At 42.0% G+C, this 18,883-nt stretch carries 19 protein-coding genes; 10 read left to right on the top strand and 9 right to left on the bottom strand.

All coding sequences use genetic code 11. The features are described 5' to 3' along the window. The first annotated feature begins 152 nt into the window (after positions 1–152). The 3 genes from mbl to ES896_RS03185 all read left to right on the top strand — a co-directional run bounded on the left by mbl (position 153) and on the right by ES896_RS03185 (position 2,976). Positions 153–1,154, top strand: coding sequence for a cell shape-determining protein Mbl (mbl, locus tag ES896_RS03195; protein ID WP_007497573.1), 1,002 nt, complete (start codon positions 153–155; stop codon positions 1,152–1,154). Between the two features lie 134 nt (positions 1,155–1,288). Then, the gene (locus ES896_RS03190; protein ID WP_017360018.1) at positions 1,289–2,128 is read left to right on the top strand and encodes a flagellar hook-basal body protein; all 840 of its coding nucleotides are present in this window, start codon (positions 1,289–1,291) and stop codon (positions 2,126–2,128) included. Between the two features lie 29 nt (positions 2,129–2,157). Further along, the gene (locus ES896_RS03185; RefSeq protein ID WP_007497568.1) at positions 2,158–2,976 is read left to right on the top strand and encodes a flagellar hook-basal body protein; all 819 of its coding nucleotides are present in this window, start codon (positions 2,158–2,160) and stop codon (positions 2,974–2,976) included. A gap of 14 nt (positions 2,977–2,990) precedes the next feature. Here ES896_RS03185 and ES896_RS03180 read toward each other — a convergent pair whose 3' ends face one another. Further along, on the bottom strand, positions 2,991–4,046 hold the full coding sequence (locus ES896_RS03180; RefSeq protein ID WP_135226399.1) for a tetratricopeptide repeat protein: 1,056 nt from the start codon (positions 4,044–4,046) through the stop codon (positions 2,991–2,993). Between the two features lie 219 nt (positions 4,047–4,265). Here ES896_RS03180 and fabZ point away from each other — a divergent pair, with 219 nt between their 5' ends. Beyond that, the gene (gene fabZ / locus ES896_RS03175) at positions 4,266–4,700 is read left to right on the top strand and encodes a 3-hydroxyacyl-ACP dehydratase FabZ (protein ID WP_007497564.1); all 435 of its coding nucleotides are present in this window, start codon (positions 4,266–4,268) and stop codon (positions 4,698–4,700) included. Positions 4,701–4,826: 126 nt separating this feature from the next. Further along, entirely contained in the window at positions 4,827–5,222 is a 396-nt protein-coding gene (mscL, locus tag ES896_RS03170) for a large conductance mechanosensitive channel protein MscL (RefSeq protein WP_008343317.1), read from the top strand. A gap of 27 nt (positions 5,223–5,249) precedes the next feature. Here mscL and ES896_RS03165 read toward each other — a convergent pair whose 3' ends face one another. Then, entirely contained in the window at positions 5,250–5,660 is a 411-nt protein-coding gene (locus ES896_RS03165) for a YwpF-like family protein (RefSeq protein WP_003215215.1), read from the bottom strand. Between the two features lie 117 nt (positions 5,661–5,777). On the opposite strand from ES896_RS03165, the gene ES896_RS03160 reads away from it, so the two are divergent. The 3 genes from ES896_RS03160 (at position 5,778) to ytvA (ending at position 8,331) form a co-directional block, all read left to right on the top strand. Continuing rightward, positions 5,778–6,134, top strand: coding sequence for a hypothetical protein (locus ES896_RS03160; RefSeq protein WP_008343305.1), 357 nt, complete (start codon positions 5,778–5,780; stop codon positions 6,132–6,134). Positions 6,135–6,528: 394 nt separating this feature from the next. Further along, positions 6,529–7,389 (top strand): Cof-type HAD-IIB family hydrolase, encoded by an 861-nt coding sequence (locus ES896_RS03155; RefSeq protein WP_211256834.1) that lies wholly within the window; start codon positions 6,529–6,531, stop codon positions 7,387–7,389. Between the two features lie 153 nt (positions 7,390–7,542). Then, positions 7,543–8,331: a YtvA family blue-light photoreceptor gene (gene ytvA / locus ES896_RS03150; protein ID WP_017360015.1), complete on the top strand. Its 789-nt coding sequence runs from the start codon at positions 7,543–7,545 to the stop codon at positions 8,329–8,331. A gap of 73 nt (positions 8,332–8,404) precedes the next feature. Here the strand turns inward: ytvA and ES896_RS03145 are convergent, their stop codons facing one another. Both ES896_RS03145 and ES896_RS03140 read right to left on the bottom strand, forming a co-directional pair. Beyond that, on the bottom strand, positions 8,405–11,182 hold the full coding sequence (locus ES896_RS03145; RefSeq protein ID WP_017360014.1) for a DEAD/DEAH box helicase: 2,778 nt from the start codon (positions 11,180–11,182) through the stop codon (positions 8,405–8,407). After that, the gene (locus ES896_RS03140; protein WP_135226398.1) at positions 11,169–12,776 is read right to left on the bottom strand and encodes an SWIM zinc finger family protein; all 1,608 of its coding nucleotides are present in this window, start codon (positions 12,774–12,776) and stop codon (positions 11,169–11,171) included. The genes ES896_RS03145 and ES896_RS03140 overlap by 14 nt, the downstream gene beginning before the upstream one ends. A 186-nt stretch (positions 12,777–12,962) precedes the next feature. Here ES896_RS03140 and ES896_RS20035 point away from each other — a divergent pair, with 186 nt between their 5' ends. Together ES896_RS20035 and ES896_RS03135 are read left to right on the top strand one after the other, a co-directional pair. Then, on the top strand, positions 12,963–13,106 hold the full coding sequence (locus ES896_RS20035) for a YwzD family small protein (protein ID WP_003214884.1): 144 nt from the start codon (positions 12,963–12,965) through the stop codon (positions 13,104–13,106). A gap of 114 nt (positions 13,107–13,220) precedes the next feature. Next, complete coding sequence (locus tag ES896_RS03135; protein WP_135226397.1) at positions 13,221–14,540, top strand: UDP-glucose dehydrogenase family protein; 1,320 nt, start codon at positions 13,221–13,223, stop codon at positions 14,538–14,540. Positions 14,541–14,580: 40 nt separating this feature from the next. Here the strand turns inward: ES896_RS03135 and chrA are convergent, their stop codons facing one another. From chrA to alsS, 5 genes are all read right to left on the bottom strand, one after another. Continuing rightward, positions 14,581–15,114 carry a chromate efflux transporter ChrA gene (chrA, locus tag ES896_RS03130; RefSeq protein WP_007497548.1) on the bottom strand — a complete coding sequence of 178 codons (534 nt, stop codon included), beginning with the start codon at positions 15,112–15,114 and terminating at the stop codon, positions 14,581–14,583. Further along, the gene (gene chrB, locus ES896_RS03125) at positions 15,114–15,674 is read right to left on the bottom strand and encodes a chromate efflux transporter ChrB (RefSeq protein WP_167764444.1); all 561 of its coding nucleotides are present in this window, start codon (positions 15,672–15,674) and stop codon (positions 15,114–15,116) included. Before chrB ends, chrA begins: the two co-directional genes overlap by 1 nt. Before the next feature lie 37 nt (positions 15,675–15,711). Further along, positions 15,712–16,188 (bottom strand): chromate efflux transcriptional regulator ChrS, encoded by a 477-nt coding sequence (gene chrS / locus ES896_RS03120; RefSeq protein ID WP_017360010.1) that lies wholly within the window; start codon positions 16,186–16,188, stop codon positions 15,712–15,714. A 153-nt stretch (positions 16,189–16,341) separates the two neighbouring features. Then, complete coding sequence (gene budA / locus ES896_RS03115) at positions 16,342–17,103, bottom strand: acetolactate decarboxylase (protein ID WP_370529243.1); 762 nt, start codon at positions 17,101–17,103, stop codon at positions 16,342–16,344. Between the two features lie 44 nt (positions 17,104–17,147). Continuing rightward, positions 17,148–18,848, bottom strand: coding sequence for an acetolactate synthase AlsS (gene alsS / locus ES896_RS03110; protein ID WP_135226395.1), 1,701 nt, complete (start codon positions 18,846–18,848; stop codon positions 17,148–17,150). Positions 18,849–18,883 lie beyond the last annotated feature (35 nt).

Below are 18,883 nucleotides of genomic sequence, written 5' to 3'. Positions count from 1 at the left end.
TATCTTCCTCTTATCGGTAGTTTCTAACCACAAATTTTGTAAAGACTTTTGTAAAGAAATATCTTTTTTTCTGCAAATTATGATAGAATATATAATTAGGGCAGAATGTGGTATTTGCTATGGAAACAGATTTTCAAGGAGGATATATATAGATGTTTGCTAGGGATATTGGAATTGATCTTGGTACTGCAAATGTACTGATTCATGTCAAAGGAAAAGGAATTGTGTTAAATGAACCATCTGTTGTCGCTCTTGATAAAAACAGCGGGAAAGTATTAGCTGTTGGAGAAGAAGCGAGACGTATGGTTGGACGTACGCCTGGGAATATTGTTGCGATTCGTCCATTAAAAGATGGCGTAATTGCTGATTTTGAAGTAACTGAAGCGATGCTCAAGCATTTTATTAACAAATTGAATGTGAAAGGGCTGTTCTCTAAGCCGCGTATGCTCATCTGCTGCCCAACAAACATTACATCTGTTGAGCAGAAGGCGATCAAAGAAGCTGCTGAAAAAAGCGGCGGGAAGCATGTATTTCTTGAAGAAGAGCCAAAAGTAGCAGCTATTGGTGCTGGTATGGATATTTTTCAGCCAAGTGGAAACATGGTCGTAGATATTGGAGGCGGAACGACAGATATCGCTGTCATCTCAATGGGTGACATTGTAACCGCCTCTTCTATTAAAATGGCTGGAGACAAATTTGACTTGGAAATTCTAAACTACATTAAAAAAGAGTACAAGCTGTTGATCGGTGAGCGAACTGCAGAGGACATTAAGATCCAAGTTGCAACGGTATTCCCAGACGCACGTCACGAAGAGATCTCGATTCGTGGACGAGACATGGTGACAGGATTACCAAGAACGATTACCGTCACAAGCAAAGAAGTAGAAGAAGCATTACGTGAATCTGTATCTGCCATTGTTCAGGCTGCGAAACAAGTTCTTGAAAGAACACCACCTGAATTATCAGCTGATATCATTGACCGCGGCGTCATCATTACTGGTGGCGGAGCGCTTCTAAACGGGCTTGATCAATTGCTTGCAGAAGAGCTGAAAGTACCAGTTTTCGTTGCAGAAAATCCAATGGATTGTGTAGCAGTTGGTACTGGCGTGATGCTTGATAACATGGACAAGCTGCCAAAGCGTAAACTCAGCTAATGATTTCCCTCATTCTTTTTAGAAAGAATGGGGGATTTTTATTAAAGAAGCCTGCCAATATGCCGATATATTTCATAGAAGATTGTGTACTGATGATTTTAGGTCATGTGAAAGAATTTGAATGAGGTGAGCACGTGTTAAAAGGACTATACACCGCAACATCTGCCATGATCGCTCAAGAGCGGCGGACAGAAATGCTTTCAAATAATATCGCAAATGCGAATACTCCAGGCTATAAAGCAGATGAAGGGGCCATGCGCGCATTTCCAGAAATGTTGCTAAGCCGAATGGAATCAGGACGTTTCCAAACATCTTCAGGCAAAGGCTTTAGTATCCCGCAGCAAACGGCGATCGGCGGAATTAATACGGGAACATACATGCAGGAATTGATTCCCCAATTTACACAAGGAACATTAAAAACAACGGATCAAACAACGGATATCGCATTAGTAGAAAATAATGTACCCATCAACCCGGAGACAAATCAAAAGTCAGCGCTTTTTTATGCTGTGAATACACCAGAAGGCGTTCGTTATACGAAAAGCAGTTCCATTACATTGAATGATCAAAATCAGTTGACGATCAATGGACGTGCCCTTCTTTCCGTGACGGGTCAGCCGATTACCGTTCAAAGTGAGAATTTCAAAGTGAACGCAGATGGAACCGTGAGTGAAAACGGACAAAACCTTGGACAAATTGATGTACGTGTTGCAATGGATACAAGAAACCTTGCGCGTGAAGGAAATGATTTATACCGTACAGCTGATAATCAGCCTCTTCCAAGTGCGGTCAATAACGGTCAAATGTCCTATACATTAAGCCAAGGTGTATCAGAGCTGTCGAACGTTGATGTGACGAAATCATATACAGAAATGACAACAGCCTACCGCGCATTTGAAACAAACCAAAAAGTGGTTCAGGCATATGATAAGAGTTTAGAAAAAGCAGTGAACGAAATCGGAAGAGTGTATTAATGAAGAAATGAAGAGAGAGGAGGATTCTCATGCTTAGAACGATGATCAATGCAGCTGTGTCGATGAACGAGGTGCAAAAACAGCTTGATATCATTAGTAATAACATCGCAAACAGTGAAACAACAGGGTATCGCGCGAAAAACACCCGTTTTTCAGAGCTGGTCAGACAACAGTTTAATCAGGTAGATGAAAAAAATGAGCAGGTGGCAAACAGTCGTCTGACACCTGCTGGTTTAAGGCTTGGAACTGGAACGATGGTCAATGCATCCATTAACTCATTGCAAGGGTCTATTAAAGAAACAGGCCGTGACCTTGATGTTGCATTTGGTGCGCCATCTCAGTATTTGCAGGTCAATGCTGGCGGTAACATCCGGTATACAAGAGATGGCTCTCTTTATTTACAGCCAGGAAATAATCGGAATCAAGTCCAGCTGGTGACAAGCGAAGGCCATCCGATTCTTGACGAAAACGGGAATGAGATTGTCTTAAATGCGAATTTCCGTGATATTTCTATCGATAAAAATGGCCGGCTTACAGCTATTTCTCGAGGCAATCAACCGAATCAGCAGGTGAATCTTGGGGTTGTTCAAGTGAATAATTCTTCAGCACTCATCTCTGAAGGAGAAAATTTGTTCTCAGTCGACGGCAACTATCAAGGCGCTTTAACGGCACTGAATGGGGCAAACCGTCAGGCCATTCAACTTCAGCAAGGTGCACTTGAAACGTCGAATGTGGACATGTCTAAAGAATTAACAGACCTCATGACAACACAGCGTTCGTATCAGATGAACTCAAGAACCATTACGATGGGCGATCAAATGCTAGGACTCATTAATACCATTCGATAATGAGCAGGCGGATGTCAGCCTCTCATGATAAAAAAGGCGGCTCGCTCAAAGTCGCCCTTTTTTTTATAAAAATCTGAGACATCTGCAAGCAGATCTTCAAGATCAATCCAGGCTTCTTTTCGTTCAAGACATGTGACGAGTGTAGCAATCTGTTCATCTGCCTTGGGCGTTTGGCTGTAGAGAAGGAATAAAATTTGGAACTTGATTCTTAATAGATCAAATTGGGCATCAACGGCTTCTTTTAGCCCTTTTTGAATATACTTCATTCCTTCATCAGTTAAATTCTCTTTAAAACAGGAACGCACAGTTTCATAGAGACACGATACATAGGAGTGGGCAGATTTCCGGTATGCTGGGAGCCGAAGCGCTTTTTTAAAGTATTCTAGTGCTTCCTTATGACGATTCTGTCTCGACTTGATAAAACCAGCGTCATAATACACGATACCAAGCAGTTCTTGGTCATCAATCATTTTCACGTATTCGATAATTTCAATAAAAATAGCTTCTGCTTCTTCATATTTTTTTTGATCACTAAAGTTAAGTGCGAGCACAATTTTGCACCGATAAATGCTGTGGATATCCCCGTGCTTTGCAAAGATATCCATGGCTTTTTCAACATGTCGAATGGATAACAGTGAATAGCGGTTGTTATAATAAACACCACTTGTACGGAAATGAAACTCTGCTTCCTCTAGCTCATCTTCTAGCAGGGGAAGTTTTTCTTCTGCTTTTTCAAGATAATGAATGGCATCATTTTGATCGCTCTTTAAAGATTCGTATAAACCGAGAAAAAAGTAAAAATAATATTGTAGTTGATCGTTCATTTGATCTTTGTGGAGCATGAGTTCATGCTTCAGTTTTTCTAAGTCTTCTGTTTGGTTCATCCAGAGCTGATGGCGAAAAAGCATAAGCTGATAATGTAAATGAAGCTCCTGTTTCTTTGATAATCTACGTTTATATTTGGCTAAGGACGTTTTGATCTCTTCAGCCTTCGAAAAATGTCGATGTTTTAGCATTGTATACCACGAATGGAGAAGTTTTTTAATGGATTTATCGCTTATAAAATTCATTTTTACCCTCTTATTCAATCAATGATGTAATATATATTACCATATTTGTGAAAAAACGATGAGTGTAGAGTGGATTATATTTCATGACAATAGGTAATGATAGATTCTATTTTTTACCATAAATGTTGGCTGGACGTTGAAAAATGATTGCATTCATAATATACTTCAATAGGAATCAAATGAAGATCAGCGATATAGAAAAGAAGGAGAGATCAAGATATGCTTGATGCTCAGCAAATTCAAGACATTATTCCACACCGTTATCCATTTTTATTGGTTGACCGTATTCTAGAAGTTGATGGTGAGAAAAGAGCGGTTGGAATCAAAAATGTCACAGTAAATGAAGAATTTTTTAATGGCCATTTCCCAGGATACCCCGTCATGCCGGGTGTGCTTATTGTAGAAGCGCTTGCTCAAGTTTTTGGGGTCATCATGTTAGGTAAAGAAGAGAACAAAGGGAAAATTGGTTTGTTTGCAGGGATTGACAGCTGCCGATTCAAAAGACAGGTCAAGCCAGGCGATCAGCTACGTTTAGAGGTTGAAGTCACACGTCTTCGCGGTCCAGTTGCCAAAGGAAAAGCAGTTGCAACAGTAGATGGCGAAGTGGCATGTGAAGCAGAACTGACATTTTCTATCGGTCCGAAAGTATCGTAATGTGTCTGACGGTTCATCTTGTATGAACCGTTTTTTATATGGAAACATTCAGCCAGAGCGGATGAGGACTTGCTTTTTTGACAAAAAAACGTCATATTAGACAAAAAAAGATGAAGGTGATAAAGAATGCTAAAAGAATTTAGAGAGTTTGCCGTCAAGGGGAATGTGATTGACCTGGCTGTCGGTGTCATCATCGGGGGAGCATTTGGCAAAATTGTCACTTCTCTTGTGAATGATTTAATTATGCCGCTTGTTGGTATTATTGTTGGGGGGCATGATTTTAGTGGATTGTCTATTAAAATCGGTTCTGCTCAAATTTTGTATGGAAGTTTCATTCAAACAGTGGTCGACTTCTTGATTATCTCCTTTTCCATTTTTATCTTTATTCGTTATTTAAATAAATTAAAACGGAAAAAGGTAGAGGAAGAAGAAGTGGTTGAAACGCCAGATCAAACGGAAGTGTTGTTAACCGAAATTAGAGATTTATTGAAAAAACAAAGCCAATCGAAAGATGTGCAATAGAAAAAGAGCGGCTCATCCCGCTCTTTTTTATGTGTTCTGTTTAAAAGCATCCAGCAGTTTTTCTCCTGATAGCCCCTCTTTGACGAGGTCTTTTAATACTTCTTCGGTTTCTGTTCTGTAACGATTTGTGATCATTTTACCGTCGAGTAATACAGATATGTTTTCTTCTAAGGCAACGATGTTTTTGACTTGGACCGATAGATGAACAGGGCGGTTGTTTTCTTTTGTAATCGTCACGAGAATCTTTACTTCTGTATGCTGCTGGAAGAGCACCTCAAACACTTGTCTATGCTTCTTTGGGATTAGTGCCTCGATCATCCAGTGATTTTCGCCATCTTCTTTATTAATGATTAAGCCGTCACGAAGGGGAATGCTGGACATTTTATCTTGCTTTGGATCAAGTTCGATTTTTAAATCAATCAGCCTAAAGGTTTTCATATTTATCACCTCACAAGCGTTCATTATTCGTAAGTATCATTATAGCATACAACATCTGTATAAATGAAACCGCTGCCTACTCAGAACTAGCTGCATATAAGTGAAAGGAGATGTTTTATGGAGTCCTATCAACTTCGAAACATACATATTGGTGAGGAAAAGGAAAGCAATGTGAGGGTCTATACATGGGGAGACATTCTCTCATTTTGTGACGTGTATATGGAAGAAGGGGAGTCCCTCACTTTTCAATACGTGACAGACGATCAAATGGACTGTTTCGAATTTCAATTGTCAATTCATGATGGAAGGCTTTGTTTTTATTGGTTTGCGTGGGACGGGTCTGACTATATTCACATGCCTTCTAGTAATTGGATTCATTCAGATGTTTTTTATCAATTTATGAAAAATAAGTATTTCGTCAAACAAAATAAGATGATGTTTTATACGCAAGCGGTAAAAAGTAAAAATGATTGAGGAAATAAAGAATTTGAAGAACGATTTTGTCATTTTCGTTTTTTGTCTCTTGTGCTATTCCGCAGTAGACTAGGGTTAGCTAAAAGGAAAGGAGGCAAAAGGCAAAGGTCTAGCATCTCGCGGCCCCCCTCTAGCTATAGCTGATAGACTTTGCCTTGTACACATATTCACTGCGTAATAGTAGAACCAAGGTTTCTTTGTATCAGTTATGTGTCCCCTGTGAATCCCCTTATGCGTAGTATCCGGTCATGTAGCGTGACCGGGTACTCTTATATTCATTGATAAGCCGATCATCCCTTGCAAATAGTGGATACTCATTTCATAATGATGATGGATTTGATAAACGGAAGGTCAACTGAAAATGCAGGCAAAAAAGGAGAGACCGATGACAAACATTCAATTAATCGCAACGGATTTAGACGGAACTTTATTGAACAGTGAGCACAAAGTGAGTCAGGAAAACGAGCAGGCGTTAAAGGAAGCAGCGGCGAGTGGGATTGAGGTTGTCGTTTCAACAGGAAGAGCGTATTTTGATGTGAAATCTATTTTTGATCAGCTTGGGATGAATACGTGGGTCATCAGTGCAAATGGAGCTGTGATTCATGATCCAGAAGGTCAGGTATATCATTCGGCTGTTCTAGAAGAAGAAAAAGCAAAACACATCTTATCATGGCTTGAGGAGCGTGATTATTACTATGAAGTGTTTACGAATGAAGCCATTTACACACCAAACCGCGGCAGGGAGCTTCTGGCGATAGAAATGGACCGCTTAAAGAGTGCAAATCCAGAAACGGATCAGCGTGTTCTTGAGCAAGCGGCTGAAGTTCAATACAGCCAGTCAGGTTTTGCTTATATTGATACATATCAAGAATTGTTTCGTGAGGATCAGAATCTTTCGTTTTATAACATCTTAGGTTTCTCATTTTTTCAAGACAGATTGAAAGCCGGATGGGATGCGTTTGGACATGATTCTGAATTAACATTGGTTAGTTCGGCTGATCATAACTTTGAAATTGGAGCAAAGGAAGCGTCGAAAGGGCAGGCGTTAACCAGGCTGGCAGAAAAGCTCGGTATTCCATTAAGCCGAACAGCGGCTGTAGGAGACAGTTTAAATGATGAATCAATGATTCGGGCAGCTGGGGTTGGAATTGCAATGGGGAATGCGAGAAAGGATATAAAAGAATTAGCTGATCACGTCACGTTAACAAATGATGAACATGGTGTGGCACATATGATTCAACATCTTTTGAAATAATTGAATCGTATGTATTTGTATAAATGACATAGGATGAAGCGCATTCTACAAAAGAGGAATTCAGAACTACTTCTATTTACACCCGCTATGGAACATCATATAATTTAATTATGAATATAACCCGCTTGTAAGGAAGTTAAGGAGAGTAAACGAATGGCGCTGGAATCTTATAAGTCCGACAATCTGCATTTAATCAAGGAAGCCTTAGACTATACTCAGGTTGGCCTGACGGTGACGGACCCGTCTTTACCTGATAATCCTTTAATATATGTGAACAAGGGCTTTTTAGATATGACAGGCTATCAAGAAACCGAAGTATTAGGAAAGAACTGTCGTTTCCTTCAAGGAGATGAAACTGAACAGATTGCTCTCAAACAAATTAGGGCAGCCATTGAAAACAAAGAGGCTGTCACTGTTCAGTTGAAAAACTATAAAAAATCTGGTCAAATGTTTTGGAACGAGTTAAGTGTGGCGCCTCTATGGATTGATGAAAATGAAGGGAAACGCCTTTATTTCGTCGGTCTGCAAAAGGATGTTACGAAAGAGAAGGAACAGCAAGAGCTTCTTGAGCAATCTATTGATGAAGTATTGAATATTTCTGTCCCGATTGTTCCGGTGAAGGATGGTATTTCTGTCCTGCCGATCATTGGTACGTTAACAGCGCCAAGGTTTGATAAAATCATCTCAACAGTCTCCACTTATATCTCTCAATCCAAAGACGATTACTTTATTGTGGATCTGTCTGGTCTATTAGAAGTGGATTCATTTGTGGCGGATGCGATCTTTAAGCTGAATGATTTGATTTTAATGACTGGCACAGAACTGATCGTGACAGGTATTAAACCAAATCTTGCGATGAAAATGGGAGAAATGAGAGAGGACTTCCGTGAGTTGAATACGTATATGAATGTGAAATCTGCATTGAAAAAGCTGCAAATTTAAGCATTCCTTTAGATGAGATTAAAAAAAGAGGACTTTTCATCACGCCCTGAGAAAAGTCCTCTTTTTGCTGTCATTAAGATGATTGAGCGGCTGCACTTAACGTGAATAAATCTTCTAGTTCGTTCGTTGACAGCTCTGTAATCCAGCTTTCACTTTGGATAATTTGATCATTTAACGTTTGTTTTGTTTCGAGCATTTGATCAATTTTTTCCTCTATCGTGCCGGTTGTGATCATCTTATGGACATGAACAAACCGCTTTTGCCCGATGCGGTAAGCACGGTCTGTTGCTTGGTTTTCTACAGCAGGATTCCACCATCTATCGTAGTGAATGACATGATTGGCGGCGGTTAAGTTTAGTCCAGTTCCTCCTGCTTTTAAAGAAAGAATTAAGATGTTGAACTCTTTTTTCTGGAAGCGTTCCACCATTTTGTCCCGATCATGTTTTGATAAGCTCCCATTTAAAAATTGAACTGGTTCTCCAAACATCTTTTCGGCGAGCTGTTTGATCATGTTGCCCATTTCAATATACTGCGTAAAAATGAGACAGCTTTCTCCTTGTTCGTGTATAGCTTTTAACAGCTCTGCTAATTTATCCATTTTTAATGAACGCTTCAACAATTTTACATCTGTTCCGCTCTCTTTTAAATAAAGAGCAGGGTGATCGCAAATTTGTTTGAGTCTGCCAAGCATACTTAAAATGATGGCTTTCCGCTGCATCCCTGTTAATGAGGCCATATGTTCGAATGTATCTTTGACCAGCTGTTCATATAAAGATGCCTGCTCTGCAGATAACGGGATGAATTCTTTTTCTTCTAGTTTCTCTGGCAGATTGAGTGCGACTTCTTCATCTTGTTTTGTTCGTCTTAATAAGAATGGCTTGATCAGCTGCTGCAGCTGTTGGATTCTTTTTTCTTCACGGTCTTTTTCAATCGGAAGGACGAACTTTTTATGAAAACTGGTCAGGCTGCCGAGATATCCTTTGTTCACGAAGTCGAAAATAGACCAAAGCTCTGTCAAGCGGTTCTCCATCGGTGTCCCGCTGAGGGCAATGTGGTGCTGTCCTTTTAATTGCCTAATGGCTCTCGATTGTTTCGTATGGGCATTTTTAATGTTCTGGGCTTCGTCTAAGCAAATGGTATTCCATTTGGCTGCTGTTAATTCATCACGGTCAGAATGTGAGAGACCATACGACGTGAGAACGATATCTGTTGATTCGTACGCTTTTGTAAAGTTCTCACCTTGTGGACGTGACGGTCCATAATGCAGAGCGACATTCAAATGTGGTGCGAATGTTTCAAGCTCTCTTTGCCAGTTCCCTAATACGGAAGTCGGTGCAATGATGAGAGATGGAGCGGCGTCTTGTTGATGCTCCTTCAAATAGGTGAAATAAGCGATCATTTGAATCGTTTTTCCAAGTCCCATATCATCTGCTAAACAAGCCCCGAATCCATGAGACCTTAAGAACAGAAGCCAGTTGACACCGTGCTGCTGATACGGGCGCAGTGTGCCCTTAAAGGACTCACTCATCTCGTAGGATGGCAGCTCTTGTGTATCATTTAACTGATGAACAAGTCCTCGTAGTTGAGACGAAAGTTCAAATTGAATATGGGCAAAGGCCGAACTGTCTAGCAGCTCAGGAATCGACTCAGAAGAGGCCTCTTGGTCTGCGAGTTCACGTGACAAAATATCCGACATATGAAGTCCTTCGTTCTCAGCGCGCTCCATCCATTTCTTCATTTGCTGGATAAAGGTCGGATCAATTTTAATCCATTGTCCACGAATGTTGACAAGACGACGTTTACTTTGAACAAGCTCGTTGAACTCATCTTCTGTCAGCTCAATACCGTTTGTGGCAAAGCGCCAATTAAAGTCCATAAGGGCATCCATTCCAACGTGCGATTCGCCTCGTGGTGTGGAGGAAATCCGTGCTTTTAGCATCATGGTGCTTTCTTTGACGATCTGCCACCATGATGGGAGCAGGATCTCAATCCCCATGTTCACAAGTGTTTCACTCGCTTCAGATAGGAAGAGCCACGCTTCTTCTTCTGACATGAGGGTGGTACCAGATGTAAATGAGAGCCAAGGGACAATCTGACCGAACCGCTCCAGCTCTCTGGTGATCTTTTCTTGAAACGGACGCCATGATTTTTTTAAAGAACGGATGCCTTCAAAGAAATGCAGATCACTGTTTTTCTTATCACGCAAAAACAATTCAATTTTCCAATCATCCCCGTCGAAATCAGGCTCATTTAAACGCAAGCCGACAGTGAAAGGCGTCTCATCATCAATCCAGCCGATCGTTTCCAAGAAATCCTGTTCATCTAAAAAATGTCCCTGGAAGGAGGAAAGAGCAGGCGATTGAGCAGTCATTCGGTTCCATTTGTGCTGCAAGGCATCATCATATTGAATGTAATCCTGTACGGCAAAGGAGAACCAATCAGCTGTGTAGCCATCTAACAGGCCTTCTTTGTCTTTAAAGCGAAGCATGCCTTTTGTCCATGCCTCGAAATCTGGGACAAAATCTTCATCCTCGATGAATTCGTAAATGGTTGAGGCTGTTTTCATAAGCGGCTCTGTTTCATCCGTTAACGTCACATGGCTGAAAGTATTGAATGAATTTTTCCCTAGCAATTCAACGGTCATCCAAGGACTTAACAGGAAGGCAGGTGTGCCAATAAAGCTCACATCTTCTAAGAATGTTCCGTAAAAAGATGATTCGTGCCATTGGAAAAGCTGTCTCTTCATTTCATTTAGCGGTACAGGCTGTCCGTCCTCTGCTTGCGCTGAAATGGTGAAAGAGAAATCTTCGGTTTGTTCTGCATGAATGACAATTTGTTTATGGCGTGTCATCAATTAATTTTCCTTTCTTCATTTCCTCTTGGAACGCACGCAGCCGTTTTGTTGAATCTTGCAGCTGCTGTACATATCTTTCCCACACCGCGGTTTTTTTCGTTTTATGATAAAGCGTACGCAGTTTTTTGAGCATTTTCACAGATTCCCGGTAAGCACTTCGATTCTTTTGATCGAGAAGCAGTGAGATTTCCCGGTGGTATGAAGGAATGAGTGCTTCAGGCTCTTCCTTTGCAATCTGTTTGATCAGTTCTTTCTCCAATTCACTGATGGAGAAACCGACGAGGCTGTGTATTTCAATCCATTCTGCATAGCGTTCTTGTGCATATAAGAGCTGACTATATTCAGTAAAGGCATAAGGCATACAGATTTGGAGATAGCGTTCATACAAGAAATGATCTTTCGTCTGTTTAAAGTACGCGTCTAAATAAAAGAAGAAATCGCTGACGGCTCCACGCAGTTCTCTATAAGATAGGTCAAGCTGGCAATATTCTTCTAATACATATGTGATCTCTTGATACCAAAGCTTGAGACGCTTCCAGTCCTTGCGGTTTGTGAGATCCTTTAGCCAATTGAGCATATTTGGCAGCATATGTGCATTGAGCAATTTTAATTGCTGGAAGAGTCTTTCGTCTTCTTTTAGCAAATAATCCATATGCATCAGCCCAATGGTACGCTCAACCGTTTGTTCCTGCTGTTGGGCGCTCTTGAGTAATTCTGTTTCTTTTTTGACCCATTTCCCTCTATTTAATATAGTTCCCCAAATCTCCATAAAGACCGCAACTCGTTCATGCTGGAAAGGTCCGCTGATTTGAAGAAGTGTCCGAACGGCAGTTGGTGTGTTTTCAAGAAACGGATCGAGGGAAAAGGAAAGGGCGTATGTCCTCAAATGATCCACTGAATCAAAAATGGTGTTCATGAGCTGTTCTACATATGGATTCATCGAATAAAAGTCTTTTTCGGCATCAAGACGGCCGAGGTCGATGAGCTCATGGAGCCTTAACCACACATCGATGGACGTATGAATCGCATACAAACTCTTGAATTCAGGTGAAGTGGGTGCGTGTTTTTTCAGGATCGATAAATAGCCGTAATACAAATGCTGTGGTGTTTGCTGGTGCTTCGGTGTCCGTTTCAGCCAGAGGTGAAATTCCTCCTGGAAAAAATTCAGCCAGCTCTGAAGTGATTGTTCATCTGGGCGCTTCACTTGGAAATGCTGACGAATGAGTTCTTTGCTGCGCTGTAATTCATCCTTCTCTGACCAATTTTCTGTAAAGCCGGTCACACTCTCTACTTGAGCGTATAGCGAAAAGAAGACAGCGAGGATGTGTTTACATAGTCCATCAGCTGGACATGAACAGCTGCTTCTCACTGGAAACAGCACATGAAGGTGGACTCTTGCTGCCACGACATCATGTACATAAGCTGACCATTCGGTATCAGACTCTTGCTTGAGCCGATATACGCTGTCCTGTCTATAAGTAATCAATGCTTTTTTGATGAGTTGCTTGTTTTCATCTGTTGAAGGAAGAAGTTCTTTGATCTGTTCGGCTGTTTGTTTGATTTCTTCTTCGTTGATGTTGTGCTGAAGCATTTGATCCGCTCCTAACCAAGTAAAAGATTCCAATTCTTTTATTATAGCTCAATGATGATTTATAAAAAAGTTTTTCATGAAAATGGTCATAAATTTCAAAAGCTGTCGAATGATGTAATAGAGTATTGCATAAACCAACCATACAGCATATAATAATGAAATTAGTGGAATCGAAAGGATACAGACATGGATAATAAGGGTTTAAATCAAGAAGAGTTTTTAAAGATTTTGATGTACGCTCATGATATTGGTGAAAATTCCAATGATGTCACAACAAAAGAAATGCTTGAAAATCTGATTGCTCATATTCGAAATGGCCTTGTTTCATAAAAGTAGCCCCCTGCTCTCTCAGCAGGGGGTTTTTGTATGCTTTTATGAATGGAACGAAAATTCCCGGCATACGATGACATTACAAGCATAAGGAGTATGGGGAGCTGATGTGTCATGAAGATTGCGATTGCAGGCTGTGGGTATGTAGGGCTTGTCACAGGGGTGTGTTTAGCAGAAGCGGGACATGATGTGACATGTATGGATATTGACCGGCGGAAGGTCATGCAGCTGAAGCAAGGGAATCCTCCGATGTACGAGCCGGGATTAAAAGAACTGCTCAAACGGAATATGGAGCAAGGACGCATTCGTTTTCACATCAATGGAGTGTCAGCCTATTCGCAGGCTGACGTGTTAATGATTGCTGTCGGTACCCCGCAGCAGGCAGACGGTCAAGCTGATTTGCAGTATGTCTTTCAAGCGGCAAAGGAGATGGGCTTACAAGCAAAGCCAGGCGCAGTGCTTGTCGTGAAAAGTACAGTGCCTGTCGGAACGGGCGATCAAATTGATCATTTGATTCATCACGTGTTAGGTCGTAAGGAGCCATTATCTATCGCATCGAATCCAGAATTTTTACGAGAAGGGTCTGCCATCTCAGATACGCTGCGAGCGGATCGGCTGGTGATTGGAGCCGAAACGAAGAACGGATTAGATCAGCTAGAGTCTATGTATGCGGATTTCCACATTCCATTCGTGAGAACAGATCGGAAAAGCGCAGAGATGATCAAATACGCATCAAATGCATTTCTTGCCACAAAAATCAGCTTCATGAATGAAATTGCTTCGATTTGTGGAAAAACGGGAGCTGATGTTGAGAGAGTTGCAGAGGGGATGGGACTCGATCAGCGGATTGGTGCTTCGTTTCTTAGGGCAGGCATTGGTTACGGAGGTTCCTGTTTTCCGAAGGATACTAATGCCCTTGTCCAAATTGCAGGGCATGTGTCCCATGATTTTGAGCTATTGAAGGCTGTCATCAAAGTCAACAATGAGCAGCGAGCAAGTTTTATTCGAAGTGTGAAGGAGCGGCTGGGAGAAAACTTGGAAGGGAAGAGAATGGCTCTTCTTGGCCTTTCCTTTAAGCCGAATACAGATGATATGAGAGAGGCGCCGTCAATCCCAATCGCTCATCAGCTCCATCAATTAGGAGCGGAGATCGTAGCCTATGATCCTGCTGCCGCTCGCAATGCAGCTCAAGAACTGCATGATCAAGTCCTTTTTGCTCAAACGATTGAAGAGGCGATCAAGGATGCTGATGCTGTCTGTATATTAACTGAGTGGGCGGATATTCAGTCATTTCCACTTTCAGCTTATAAAGATTTCATGAGGCAGCCGATCATTTTTGATGGCCGGAATTGTCATACGCTTGAAGCGGCAGAAGCAGCTGGTGTCGAGTATCATTCTATTGGGCGCAGGCCTGTCTCTCCTATTTATATGTAATGAGAAAAACCGATAACTTCACGTGTTATCGGTTTTTGCGTTAATGCGGAAGAATGAATCCGCCATATAAAAATGCAGCCACTATTAGAAAAGCAGGGTGCAATTTGAATTTGGTCATAAAGAAAAATGAAATGGCGGCAATGGCAAGTGATTGCGTCCAGCCAATGGCTTTCACGGCATCTCCGCCAATTTCCCATGTTAATAAAAGCATCATCATCGCAATGACAGGCTGTACAGATAGAGTCATGCCTTTGACGACAGAAGATTGGCGAAAACGATCAATGAGTTTTAGCAATAAAATCAATCCAATAGCAGACGGCAGGACCGTCGCAAGCAGTGCAACGATAAAGCCTGGCCATCCCATGACATCATAGCCTACATAAGCCGCAATTTTCGTAGCGATTGGACCTGGAAGTGCGTTGGCTAATGCGAGCATATTGGAGAACCCTTCGTTTGTCATCCAATGAAAATGATTGACGATTTCTTCATAATTGAGCGGAATGGAGGCAGGTCCTCCGCCATACCCTAACAGATTGGATAAGAAGAATGCCCAGAATAAAAAGAGAATCAGCATCACGAAGACACTCCTTTCTCTTTATTTGTTCGAGTCCAGCGATCTTTCAGTTTGAAATGAAAGGCACCATAACATAAAAAGATGATGACAATGATTCCTGGATGAATCGAGAGTACTTGAAGACCGACAAATGCCAAAAGGAATAGGACGATTCCGAAGATCATGCCGAAGCCCTTCAACGCTTTTTGTCCAAATTCATATGCCATCATTCCTAACAGAACGGCAATCACTGGTGTCACAGCACCGATCATATTTTGAATGATGACTGAAGAGCTTAAGACGCTGACAAGTGTAACAAGTGCCACCATAGCGAGACATGTCGGTAAAATATGTGCAGCTGTTGCAATAATGGCGCCAGATACACCTTTTAATCGATAGCCGAGGTATGCCGACATTTTCGTAGCAATCGGTCCGGGTAATGCGTTGGCGATGGCGAGTGTTTCTCCAAATTCGTCATCATTGATCCATTTGTATTTGACGACCGCTTCATGGCGAATGAGCGGGATCACAGAAGGTCCTCCGCCAAATCCCAGAATACCGGTTCGTACCATGGCGATCATGAGTTCAAGATATGATTGCAAGTGGTTCAACTCCTATCTACAATTTCATGCCCATTCGGCTTTTATATCGTTTAATGAGCATTTGACAGTCAACACTGACGACGCCTTCAAGCGGGTACAGCTTCTTTGTCAGGAACGTCTCCATTTCCTGTTCATTTTGAAAAATGCCATGCATATGCAGCTTGCTTGGTCCTGTCATATGATAAAGGCTTGTGACGGCTGTTTCCTGCTCAAGCTGAAGGGCGACTGTTTCTAAACATTTCGGCTCAACCTCTACGTTAAAAAAGACAGAGACATGAATGCCGATCTTTGCTGGATTAATGACAGCGGTGAATCGTTCAATGACACCTGCTTCAATGAGTTGCTGAATACGGGCTTGTACAGCAACACGGGAAAGGCCGACTTGTTTCCCTAGATCTGTATAGGACATACGCCCGTCCTCGTGTAATAAGGAAAGAATTTGTTTATCTCTTTCATCTAATGTTAAGTTTGGAATGCGATATTCATGTGCCACCGTATAACCACCTTTCTTCTGTTGATATTCTATCATATTTTATTACGAATAGAATGTTTGATTTTTAATTGAGCGACGAAATGAAATAATAAAAGAAGATAACATATCTTTTTGCATAAAAAAACACCCCGACATCACCGGGGTGTGTTCATTTTATTTTTCTGGGCTGCTTTCCGCACTGGCAATTTGCTGTGCAAGGTCAGCACGATCAATGTCTGCTTGGAAGAACTCCTGCGTATTTGGAAGGTGTAAGTTCATGTGACGTTTTTGGGAAATTCGGATGGTCACTTGATCCACAGTGTAATCAAATACATGCCCGCCTACGCTTCGATCATCATCAATAAAGTGGAGATGATATCCACTTACCGCAATGCCATGTGCGTACTGTGGTGTACGGAAGCCTGCAATCGTTCCGCGAATATTTTCAAAATCGAAAATAGGCTGTGACTTGACTGCTTCCACCATCGGAACGTAAGGTTTTTCCTGTTTTTCAACCGTACGGGTTTGAACCTTTTTGAATGACCCATCGATGCGGATCGCATAAAAGACATTCTTGCTCGGTAAGATTCGGTCGATTTCTTCCTCTAGCTCTTTGGACGTCATCGGTGCATCAATTCGATGAACGATGTCCGTTTCAAAGAATGCTAGAGAACAGAATGGTGAATAATCTTGATCGGTTACTGGTGTGGCTGTTCCATCAGAGCGCAGTCGATAAAAAGCGCCGTCAAAGCCGATTAGTTCCCCATCTAATTGATTGAATGTGCCAATGCCAAAATCACCGTGCTCGGGAATATGTGATAGGGAGAAATCTCCATCGTATACGGCTTCCAGCAAGGAGGTCATGGTTGATACTTGATAGACCTCTTGCTTTTTGTCCTGCGGTATTGTGTTGTTTTGTTGATTCATTGGGTGCATCATACCCATGTCCGCTCACTCCTTTAACGTAATGTATCGAAGTCTTATCTGACGTTCGTTGTGTGTTTTTCACGAAAGACTTCTGGCCATTTTTGACTGGCGAGGTCTGGGTTGTCTTGATAGTCTATCGGTATATCAATAATAACGGGCCCTTCTATGTTTATACCCTTTTGAAGGACAGTTGAAAGCTCTTCAGGTGAGTTGACACGTAATCCAGTTGCTCCAAAGCTTTCTGCATATTTCACTAAGTCGATCTGACCGAACTCAACACAAGACGTACGGTCATACTTCATTTCCTGCTGGAATGCCACCATATCGTATGTGCTGTCGTTCCAAACGAGATGAACGAGATTTGTTTTCATGCGCACGGCTGTTTCTAATTCCATGGCGGAGAAGAGAAAACCGCCATCACCTGAGACTGAAATGATCTTTTCATCTGGATTTAATATGGAGGCTGCAATCGCCCACGGTAGTGCCACGCCAAGTGTTTGCATTCCGTTACTTACTAGGAACGTGTTCGGTTCATAAACACGGAAGTGGCGAGACATCCAAATGGCGTGCGATCCGATATCACATGTCACTTTCGTGTCATCTGGGATGATACGTCTCAACGTATGAATGACATCCAACGGGTGTGATAAATGACTTTCTCTTTCTGGTGCTTTTTCGATATCACTTAACAGCTCTTGTAATTCTGTGACGAGATCTACGTTCTTTTTGCATAATGAAAGTGGAACGCTGTCGTGGGCTAGATGTTGCACTGTTTCAGATATATTGCCCACAAGCTCAAGCGTCGGTTCATAGAAATGGTCAATATCTGCCTGCATGTCATCCACATGGATGATTTGACGCTGCTGCGGTTTCAAATTCCAATGCTTCGGATCGTATTCGATTGGATCAAAGCCAATAGTTAAAATCACATCTGCTTTCTCAATGAGAAGGTCGCCTGGCTGATTACGGAATAAACCGATTCTGCCCACATATTGAGGCTCAAGCTCTCTTGAGAGAACACCGGCTCCTTGGTACGTTTCGACAAATGGGATACCAAGTGTTTTTAATAATGTTCTTGTCGCATTTGCCGCAGCTGGACGGCTAGCTTTCATTCCCACAATTGCAACAGGTAAGTGCGCATTTTGAATTTTGGCGATGGCCGAACTGATGAGAGCATCCGGTGCAGGACCTAGTTCTGGAGAAGGGTGAGCAGACACTGGTGTTTGTGTGGTGTGTTCGGTCACGACATCTTGTGGAAAGCTGATAAATGCTGCCCCAGCTTGACCTCTTTGTGCCGCGCGAAAAGCATTTGTTAAGGCTTCTGGTATATTGTTTACGTCTTGTACTTCAACGCTATATTTTGTCACTGGTTTGAATAATGCCGCATTGTCGAGTGATTGATGTGTTCGTTTGAGCCGATCCGCACGGATGACGTTTCCAGCGATTGCAACAACAGGGTCACCTTCTGTATTGGCTGTTAATAGACCTGTCGCTAAATTGGATGCGCCAGGACCTGATGTGACGAGACAAACGCCTGGTTTGCCAGTTAAACGACCGACAGCTGCTGCCATGAATGCCGCATTTTGTTCGTGTCTGCATAGCACAAGCTCTGGACCTCTGTCTTTTAATACATCAAATACTGCATCAATTTTTGCACCTGGAATCGCAAAAACATGGGTCACACCTTGGGCAATGAGCGTATCGACAATCAACTCTGCTCCTCGTTTTGTTAGGGGTTGTGTTTGAGAATTCATTTACCCCGCACTCCTTTCGGCAAGTAAAATTTTTT

Source organism: Bacillus sp. 005/A4HT-01/001, assembly GCF_004634445.1.
GTDB lineage: Bacteria > Bacillota > Bacilli > Bacillales > Bacillaceae > Bacillus > Bacillus altitudinis.
This window is presented reverse-complemented; position numbering and strand designations above follow the sequence as displayed.

Coding starts and splice junctions, on each gene's coding strand:
- mbl (WP_007497573.1), top strand. CDS start 153: ATGTTTGCTAGGGATATTGGAATTGATCTTGGTACTGCAAATGTACTG.
- ES896_RS03185 (WP_007497568.1), top strand. CDS start 2,158: ATGCTTAGAACGATGATCAATGCAGCTGTGTCGATGAACGAGGTGCAA.
- ES896_RS03180 (WP_135226399.1), bottom strand. CDS start 4,046: ATGAATTTTATAAGCGATAAATCCATTAAAAAACTTCTCCATTCGTGG.
- fabZ (WP_007497564.1), top strand. CDS start 4,266: ATGCTTGATGCTCAGCAAATTCAAGACATTATTCCACACCGTTATCCA.
- mscL (WP_008343317.1), top strand. CDS start 4,827: ATGCTAAAAGAATTTAGAGAGTTTGCCGTCAAGGGGAATGTGATTGAC.
- ES896_RS03165 (WP_003215215.1), bottom strand. CDS start 5,660: ATGAAAACCTTTAGGCTGATTGATTTAAAAATCGAACTTGATCCAAAG.
- ES896_RS03160 (WP_008343305.1), top strand. CDS start 5,778: ATGGAGTCCTATCAACTTCGAAACATACATATTGGTGAGGAAAAGGAA.
- ytvA (WP_017360015.1), top strand. CDS start 7,543: ATGGCGCTGGAATCTTATAAGTCCGACAATCTGCATTTAATCAAGGAA.
- ES896_RS03145 (WP_017360014.1), bottom strand. CDS start 11,182: ATGACACGCCATAAACAAATTGTCATTCATGCAGAACAAACCGAAGAT.
- ES896_RS03140 (WP_135226398.1), bottom strand. CDS start 12,776: ATGCTTCAGCACAACATCAACGAAGAAGAAATCAAACAAACAGCCGAA.
- ES896_RS20035 (WP_003214884.1), top strand. CDS start 12,963: ATGGATAATAAGGGTTTAAATCAAGAAGAGTTTTTAAAGATTTTGATG.
- ES896_RS03135 (WP_135226397.1), top strand. CDS start 13,221: ATGAAGATTGCGATTGCAGGCTGTGGGTATGTAGGGCTTGTCACAGGG.
- chrA (WP_007497548.1), bottom strand. CDS start 15,114: ATGCTGATTCTCTTTTTATTCTGGGCATTCTTCTTATCCAATCTGTTA.
- chrB (WP_167764444.1), bottom strand. CDS start 15,674: ATGATCGCCATGGTACGAACCGGTATTCTGGGATTTGGCGGAGGACCT.
- budA (WP_370529243.1), bottom strand. CDS start 17,103: ATGCACCCAATGAATCAACAAAACAACACAATACCGCAGGACAAAAAG.
- alsS (WP_135226395.1), bottom strand. CDS start 18,848: ATGAATTCTCAAACACAACCCCTAACAAAACGAGGAGCAGAGTTGATT.